This window comes from Bradyrhizobium sp. 33ap4 (genome assembly GCF_032654765.1).
Classification (GTDB): Bacteria; Pseudomonadota; Alphaproteobacteria; order Rhizobiales; family Xanthobacteraceae; genus Bradyrhizobium; species Bradyrhizobium australafricanum.
On the sequence record NZ_JAUMTJ010000020.1, the window covers coordinates 136,950 to 144,065 of the forward strand.

5 protein-coding genes and 2 pseudogenes are annotated in these 7,116 nt (G+C 61.7%); 2 read left to right on the forward strand and 5 right to left on the reverse strand.

All coding sequences use genetic code 11. The features are described 5' to 3' along the window. Positions 1-4 precede the first annotated feature (4 nt). A pseudogene (locus Q2M23_RS17650) lies at positions 5-454 on the forward strand (MaoC family dehydratase). Positions 455-1,454: 1,000 nt separating this feature from the next. Here the strand turns inward: Q2M23_RS17650 and Q2M23_RS17655 are convergent. From Q2M23_RS17655 to Q2M23_RS17675, 5 genes are all read right to left on the reverse strand, one after another. Then, positions 1,455-2,216 carry a sensor histidine kinase gene (locus Q2M23_RS17655; protein ID WP_316396271.1) on the reverse strand — a complete coding sequence of 254 codons (762 nt, stop codon included), beginning with the start codon at positions 2,214-2,216 and terminating at the stop codon, positions 1,455-1,457. Positions 2,217-2,272: 56 nt separating this feature from the next. Further along, on the reverse strand, positions 2,273-2,398 hold the full coding sequence (locus Q2M23_RS17660; RefSeq protein WP_316396272.1) for a hypothetical protein: 126 nt from the start codon (positions 2,396-2,398) through the stop codon (positions 2,273-2,275). A 260-nt stretch (positions 2,399-2,658) separates the two neighbouring features. After that, positions 2,659-3,063 (reverse strand): host attachment protein, encoded by a 405-nt coding sequence (locus Q2M23_RS17665; RefSeq protein WP_316396273.1) that lies wholly within the window; start codon positions 3,061-3,063, stop codon positions 2,659-2,661. A 42-nt stretch (positions 3,064-3,105) separates the two neighbouring features. Next, positions 3,106-4,974 carry a Na+/H+ antiporter NhaA gene (nhaA, locus tag Q2M23_RS17670; protein ID WP_316396274.1) on the reverse strand — a complete coding sequence of 623 codons (1,869 nt, stop codon included), beginning with the start codon at positions 4,972-4,974 and terminating at the stop codon, positions 3,106-3,108. 31 nt (positions 4,975-5,005) lie between these two features. Next, on the reverse strand, positions 5,006-6,067 hold the full coding sequence (locus tag Q2M23_RS17675) for an ATP-binding protein (RefSeq protein WP_316396275.1): 1,062 nt from the start codon (positions 6,065-6,067) through the stop codon (positions 5,006-5,008). 275 nt (positions 6,068-6,342) lie between these two features. Between Q2M23_RS17675 and Q2M23_RS17680 the strand changes: the two are divergent. Further along, positions 6,343-7,047 (forward strand): annotated as a pseudogene (locus Q2M23_RS17680) (serine/threonine protein kinase); the annotation flags it as partial. Positions 7,048-7,116 lie beyond the last annotated feature (69 nt).

The window sequence follows — 7,116 nt, forward strand, 5'->3', positions numbered from 1 at the left end:
GCTTATGGCTATGATCGAGTGGTTTGACGACCTTGCCATTGGGATGCAATTCAGAACCGGTGAAGCCCAGATCACCGCTCCAGAAATCAAGCGTTTCGCGGCAGAATTCGACCCACAACCAATGCATTTGGACGAAGATTCAGCTGCCAAAACGTTCTTTAAAGGTCTTGCGGCATAGGGATGGCACACAGCTGCAATTGCAATGAGGCTGCTGGTTGAAAGCCGCCCGTTCGGTGATCATCCAATTATCGGAATTGGAGGCGGAGTGAGCTGGATGGCGCCAGTGCGCCCCGGCGACGTCCTGCACCTGGAGGGCGAAATCGAAAGCCTCGCTCCCTCGAAGACCAAACCGCAAGGCACCGTGGGCATGAAGTGGACGATGTACAACCAGCATGGCCAGGCAGTTTATGCGTTCACTCCGATGACCATCGTTCCGCGTCGCCCGGACGCATGAACCTTCATTCGAAGCGGACTAAAAACCGAGTCAAGATCTGGAAGTCGGGATCAGCCCTGCTTCACGTCCACTCCGCTCCTGAAAGCAGACGTGGATGGACCGAGCCATCATGTTGACCATCACTGGAGCCAGCAGCAGCTGCCGTTTTGGCTGTTACGCTGCGTTACGCCACCGCCACCATAGAAACGAAGAAGCGCGAAATCGTTTACCCGTCGAGCTCCGAACCAGCCGCAGTACTACATTTGGTACGACATGACCGATCGAGCTGCGGCTTAAGTAATGATTGCGCTTCACTTTTCCCGATGTCCCGGTCCAGTCCATCACGGGCCAGTTCAGCTAACAACGGCAAGAACAGCGTGGCCAATCAAATTCGTGCCCGCTTTGCGCCAAAACCTGCCGGTGCTCGAAGCAAAGATTTGGCCCCGGCCCTTCTGTACGATCCAACGCGCTACGATGAAGACGCAATGGATTTTGAACTTCTACCGGCGTAAGCCAAGCTCACTACTTCGGTCAGAATCCCCAACGCGAAGGAGGCGAGAACAATTCGACAAGACCACGCTAAACTACGCGATGGCAGCAAGCCGCACTACTCCCACTCAATCATCTAGGAGAACTTTTCGTCGTTGATCTACAAGCACAAATCTTCAAGTTTGACGGACAAATCCCGACGGTATACCCGCCGAATTTTTTCGGTCCTGAATTCACAGAATAATTTGTGCCGCTCGGAATACTGGCGATTCCGCTACCTATCGGCGTCAATCGACTGAATAGCCCTGCATACGTAGCGGAAATCGCCACTGCCCGTACCGGCACGGCGTAGCTTCATATACCGTCAGAGATCAGGAAGGCGCTGGTTTGGTCGTCCGATAGTCCCCTAACCGTTGCCTTCCGAACGCAGAGGTCACACGTTCGTATCGTGTCGGGCTCGCCAGTTTCTTCTTGTTTTCCAAGCGTTCGACCAAGACCTCCTTCGGGGTCGAGCAGCGGAAATGGACTCTGGTCATGTTCGGCCTCCTTGAGTGGGACGACTGGCCCAGCCAGCCGCTGCATCTTCAGGTTTTGGAACCTGCAAGCTGCCGGACCGACGCACCTTCCTTCGCTTCAGGACATATGAGTTTGCGCCGGCGGCACGTTGCTCGGATTCAGTCAATGGGAAGGTGAGAAGGAAGGAAGACCCTTCGGCGGCGCAAGATGCATGAATGCAGCCACCCAAACTGCTGGCCAACTCGCCGACGATCGTTAGCCCGCGACCGCGCACCACGAGATCAGATGCGGAGCCATTGTCAGAGACCGAGCACCTTGCGGCGTTACCCGCAAGCCGCAACTTCACTTTCGCTTCCGGATGTCTATCGTCGAACCGAGCATGTCGTGCCACATTGGTGAGCAGCTCGGATACGATCAACCCAAGCTTCCAGCAGCGTTCGCCCTCAAGCCGCAAATCATCCGCCGAACATAAGAGACGTATACTCCGCCGGTCCAGTCGGTATTTCGTGATGGAGAAGCAAAGATGCTGGAGGTACCCTGCGGCGTCGGTCAGGTGCCCTGGATCCGGCATGCGTAGTGCCTTGTGAACATCGGCATAACCATGCAGGAGGTCTACCACATCGAGGAGCGCGGCCTTGACTGCCACGTCATCCGACTTCACCGCTTTGGCTGAAATCGTGCAGATAGTGCTGGTGAGCTCGTTATTTACTCTGTGGTTCAACTCCCGAAGAAGCAACGATCCATCGGGATTCGGTATCGGTGCAAGGTGCTCTGTCATTTCGGGCTCCAACGATCTTCCTCTCTGGCACGTGCCGCAGGACCAAGCAGGGAGCCCTATGGCTCCACGCCGCGGCGCTCCAATTCGGTATTTAACGCGTCAAAGAGGATTTCGGTTGGCACCATTGCAAGGCTCGTCCAGAAGATGATCGCGGCGCGCGAGGCGATTAGGTAATAGGTCATGCGGAGGCTCCTTCTAATGCGAGATGCCGGTTAGTCGAGAGATTGGAACGGGACACCAAGCAGTCAGCAGAACCTTGCGTCCTCTTGATGCTGCTTAGAATGCCAGAGGCAGCTTTGACTATCTTGTCCATTGCTGATCCATTTAGACGGTTGGTTTGGTTCAGATTGGTCGAGAGCAGTAGTCGTCGTCGGTAACTTTGAGTTATTCGCGCGGGTTATGACTGACCAGGCTTGCGCCGGCAGCCTTTTCCAGAGGCGCGTCAGGCGTGAGCGATCAATGAGGCGATGTCCTCGAGCGGACGCCGGCTGAAGTCCTTCGCGAACTCGCCCATGATCTTGCCTCTCAGGTCGCGGTGGAAGTGCTTGCGCATCTCCCCCAGGGTCCTGGGGTCGGAGACAACGACCAGGTGTTTTATGGTCCCATCCAGGCTGAGCTTGTTCAGGAACGCGGCCGTGGCTGCCGCGAAGTCGTCCTCGTCGAGCCGCCCGCCATCCGGGTTGGCAGAGCCGGTGTGATGGCGCGCACCCGAGCCTGAGTGGGCGTGCGCAAGCGGACTCCCAGTGATCTCGACCAAATGCACGCCAGGTTTTGCACCCGTATTGCGGAACAGGCGGACCGTTTCGCCGTCAGCGACTGCTACTGTCGTATCGGTAGGTAGAATCATCGAAAGACCTCCTTTTCACGATCCCGCATAAACGCCAGCAGGCTATGATGCCTGCATGCTGGCGCTCTGCGGCGCCTCTTTGATAAGCTCCTGACGCGAAGCTCCCCAGAGCAGGGCAGCCCCAACGAATGCCGAAAGAATCGACGCGGCGAACACCGCGATCTTGGCGGCCGAGAAGTCGGGAGCGCTTGGAAACGCCTGCCCGGCGATAAAGAGCGACATCGTGAAGCCGATGCCAGCGAGGGCTCCCGCCCCGGCCAACTGCCGCCACGTGTACTCTGCCGGCTTGACGGCTATGCCTGCGCGCACGGCCGCAGCAGCCGCGAGGAAGATACCGAGCGGCTTTCCTATGACGAGGCCAGCGACGATCGCGGCGATGAGCCAGCCATGCCCAACAAAGACGCCCGGATTGATCGCCAGCCCCGCATTCGCCAGTGCGAAGATCGGGAGGACAGCGTAGCTCGATCGCGCACCGGCGTGCCGCAGCAGCCGGTCGGCCGGCGATTCAAGTCTGTCGAAGATTGCGTCGAGCGCGTGTAGTGCCGGGGTGGAGGGGCCGTGCCTGAGAACCTCACCTTCGTGCCGAGCCTCGGAGGCGATGATGGTGCTGGCCTGCGTCATCAGGGCAGCCAGGTTGGCGGGCGCGCGCGTGGGAACGAACAGGGCCAGCACTACGCCAGCCAGCGTCGCGTGGAGGCCGCCCGCATAGACGAACGCCCACAACGCGACGCCCAACAGGATGTAGGGCGAGAGAAGGTAGACTCTCGACCGGCTCAGCAGCGCCAGCGCAACGACCACCGCGCCAGCCGCGGCCAGGTAGCCCGGATGAATATCGCCAGAGTAGAACACAGCGACGACGGCGATCGCACCGATGTCGTCGACGATGGCCGCCGCGGTGAGGAAGATGCGCAGCTCAACAGGAACGCGGGCGCCCATCACGGCGATCAAGGCAATCGCGAACGCAGTGTCGGTCGCCATTGGAACGCCCCACCCGTGCGACCACGGCGCCGCAGGGATGACCAGCGCATACAGAAGCGCCGGTACGACCATGCCGCCGAGTGCGGCGGCGATCGGAAGCGCGGCGGAGCGGCGGCTCGCGAGGTGGCCAATTGTCATCTCGCGCTTCACTTCCAATCCCACGACGAGGAAGAACACCGTCAGCAGGCCGCCGTTGACCCAATGAAGGATGGACATCTGAAAGCCTGCGTCACCCAAGCTCACGCCGAATTGCTGGCGCCAAAGTGCCTCAAACGCCGGCCCGATCGGCGAGTTCGTCAGGACGATCGCTGCCGCCGTCGCGAGGACCAGCAAAATGCCGGCGGACGGGCCCCAGCTCGCGAAGTCCAGGGCTGCCGTACGAACGCGGTGGCCGAGCGTACCAAGCATCGCGTCGACGAAAGAGCTCTCGTCCCAGGGTCCGTCGTAGCGCCGGCCGTTGATGTAGAAGGTCGGCGTGAATCTCACCCCGCTTGCGCGTGAGCTTGCGACGTCCGCCTCCACCCTCGCCCGCGCGGGCCTCACGGCGTCGCTGTCGCTGAGCGCGAAGTTGGCGTTCACGCCGAGATCGGTGGCCACCGCGACGAGGTCATCCTCTGTGAGCTGCATCGACCTCGTCATCAGCTTGATGTGCGCGGACCACAACGCCTCGGGCGTCCGGGCAAGCTCAGCGAGTTCGGCGGCCCGAAACGAAAGGCTGTTGTTCGTAAGCGGCCTGTGGCGGAACGCGTAGCGGACGCGGTCGCCAAGTTGGTCACGTGCTTGGGCAATGCGCTCGTTGGCAGCCCTGCAGTGGGGGCAGGCGTAGCTGCCATACTCGACGAGCGTGATCTCTGCATCGGCGGGGCCGAGCACGTGGTCCCTCTCGTGGTCGACCGGACGGTCGAGGCGGCCGGGCGGGATCATGAGTTGCATAGCTGAACCGATCTCCAGGTGTTCGCGCCGGCTAAGAAGTCGGCGCAGCCTTCGCTGGGTTGACGACGTGGAATACGCCGCCGTCGGGTGACGGTGTGTACGCGATCTCCGCGCCGACGATGCTGCCAGGGAGCTCAGCTGCGTGCACGCGCGGGAGAAAGAGGCGCACGAGGGTGCCGCTACCCCGCTCGCTCTCTATACAGACCGCGCCGCCTCGTCCTTCGGCGAAGCGCTGGACCCGGAGGAGCCCGAGGTCGGTGCCGCTGCCCGCGGCCTTTGTCGTGAAGTACGGGGTGAAGGCCCGCGAGAGCGCCTCCTCGGGCATGCTGCTCCCGTCGTCGAAGAGGGCGATCTCGACGAATCCCCGGGCCGCGCCAGCGGAAGCTTCGACGTTCCGCGCCGCGACGGTGATCGCGCCACCCCCAGGCATAGCGTCGGCCGAGTTTCGGCAGAGGTTCAGCAGCGCGAAGTACAACTCCTCAGGGTCAGCGTCGAAGTCCCACAAATCAGGGGCGATATCGGTGCGGACCGTGATGTCGGGACTCAACGCCTTGTCCAGCGTGCCCGCAAGCGCTGCGAGGCGGCGGCCTGCGACGAACCCGCTGATCGTCTCGCGGCATGGTCGCGCAGCGTCGAGGAGCTGACGGTTGAGCAACGATCCTCGCGTGATCGCGCGCTGCATCCTGCTGATGATCGCCTTTCGGTATGCGGTATCGCTCTGGCACTCGAGCTGCTCCAGGCCGCTGCCGATTACAGCGAGAAGGTTGTTGATATCGTGGACCACGAACTGCGCCACGTCCCCGATCGCCCTCGCCGGCCCGCGGGAGGAGAACACGCCGCGCGTGTCGGACCGTGGGGCGGTCCGGCACAGGACCCCTGAGATCTCGCCGTCGCGCCCGACGAGCGGAATCTCCACGCACCTGGACGTGATGAGGCCGCTGCGGTCATCGTGGACGCTTCGCACCCTCGCGCTGAACGCGCGCTGTACTCCAAGCGCGACGCCGGCGCTGTCCGCGAGCACGACGACATCCTCAAGCGGTGGACGCTCGACTCCGCCGGGGAAGGAAACGTCGGGTGTCTCCTTGATCTGCATGTGGGACCTCCTGGCTTGCGATTGTTCAAACGGAACGCCGACTTCGGCCCGCACACGAGGGTGGGCGACGATGGGCTGCAGTTTGAGTTCAGGCCGGTTGAAAGGAAAATCACCTCTCGCCATGGAGTTGATAGCCGACCGTTATCGGAACGGCTGGGGGGCTGCGGCGAGAGTGCGGCGCTCGTTCCAGGAGTGTTCGCTCGAGTGGAACTTTCGGCCGCCGAGAAGCTTGATCAGCCGACTTCAAGCCGGCGCCAGACGCCGGAGTCTGACAGATGGTGCAACAGTCGCTGAAGGGCGCCTACTCGGACGGTAGCTCTCAGGTGTTATGGGAGGACGGCGAGCGTGTGCTCAGCCGTGGCTGGCGACTGGACGACAATGGCAACCGGCTTGCCGTGCTGCTTGTTGCCGATGCCGCCGCCCCCCCGTCCCGCTCAAGACTCAATCGCCTTGCTCACGAATTGAGCTTGAAGGATGAGCTGGACGCAGCCTGGGCGGTGCGACCGCTCAAGGTGGAGCGCGGCAGCGGCCGAACCATGGTGCTGGTGCTCGAGGATCCGGGCGGTGAGCCGCTCGCCAAGCTGCTCGGCTCACCCTTCGATGTCGGAGACTTCTTGGCCCTCGCGATCGGCGCCGCAACGGCTCTAGGCAAGCTCCACCAACGCGGCCTCATCCACAAAGACATCAAGCCAGCTAACATTGTGGTGCACTGCGTTGATGGACACGTGCGGCTCACCGGATTTGGCATCGCATCGCGCCTGTCCCGCGAGCGGCAGGCGCCCGAGCCCCCCGAGACCATCGCCGGTACGCTTGCCTACATGGCGCCCGAACAAGCCGGGCGGATGAACCGCTCGATCGACGCCCGCAGTGATCTCTACGCCCTCGGCGTCACGCTGTACCAGATGCTCACGGGCGTTCTGCCCTTAAGTGCGGCCGATCCCATGGAGTGGGTGCACTGCCATATTGCCAGAAAGCCAAGTCGGATCGTAGCCATGTCGTTCTGTGAGCCAAGGAGTTGAGTGTTATAGTTGTCTTCCTAAGACCGCTTG

Bases quoted from the DNA above. Each gene is read 5' to 3' on its own strand.
- Q2M23_RS17675 (WP_316396275.1), bottom strand. From the start codon at position 6,067: ATGCAGATCAAGGAGACACCCGACGTTTCCTTCCCCGGCGGAGTCGAG.
- Q2M23_RS17665 (WP_316396273.1), bottom strand. From the start codon at position 3,063: ATGATTCTACCTACCGATACGACAGTAGCAGTCGCTGACGGCGAAACG.
- Q2M23_RS17660 (WP_316396272.1), bottom strand. From the start codon at position 2,398: ATGACCTATTACCTAATCGCCTCGCGCGCCGCGATCATCTTCTGGACG.
- Q2M23_RS17655 (WP_316396271.1), bottom strand. From the start codon at position 2,216: ATGACAGAGCACCTTGCACCGATACCGAATCCCGATGGATCGTTGCTT.
- nhaA (WP_316396274.1), bottom strand. From the start codon at position 4,974: ATGCAACTCATGATCCCGCCCGGCCGCCTCGACCGTCCGGTCGACCAC.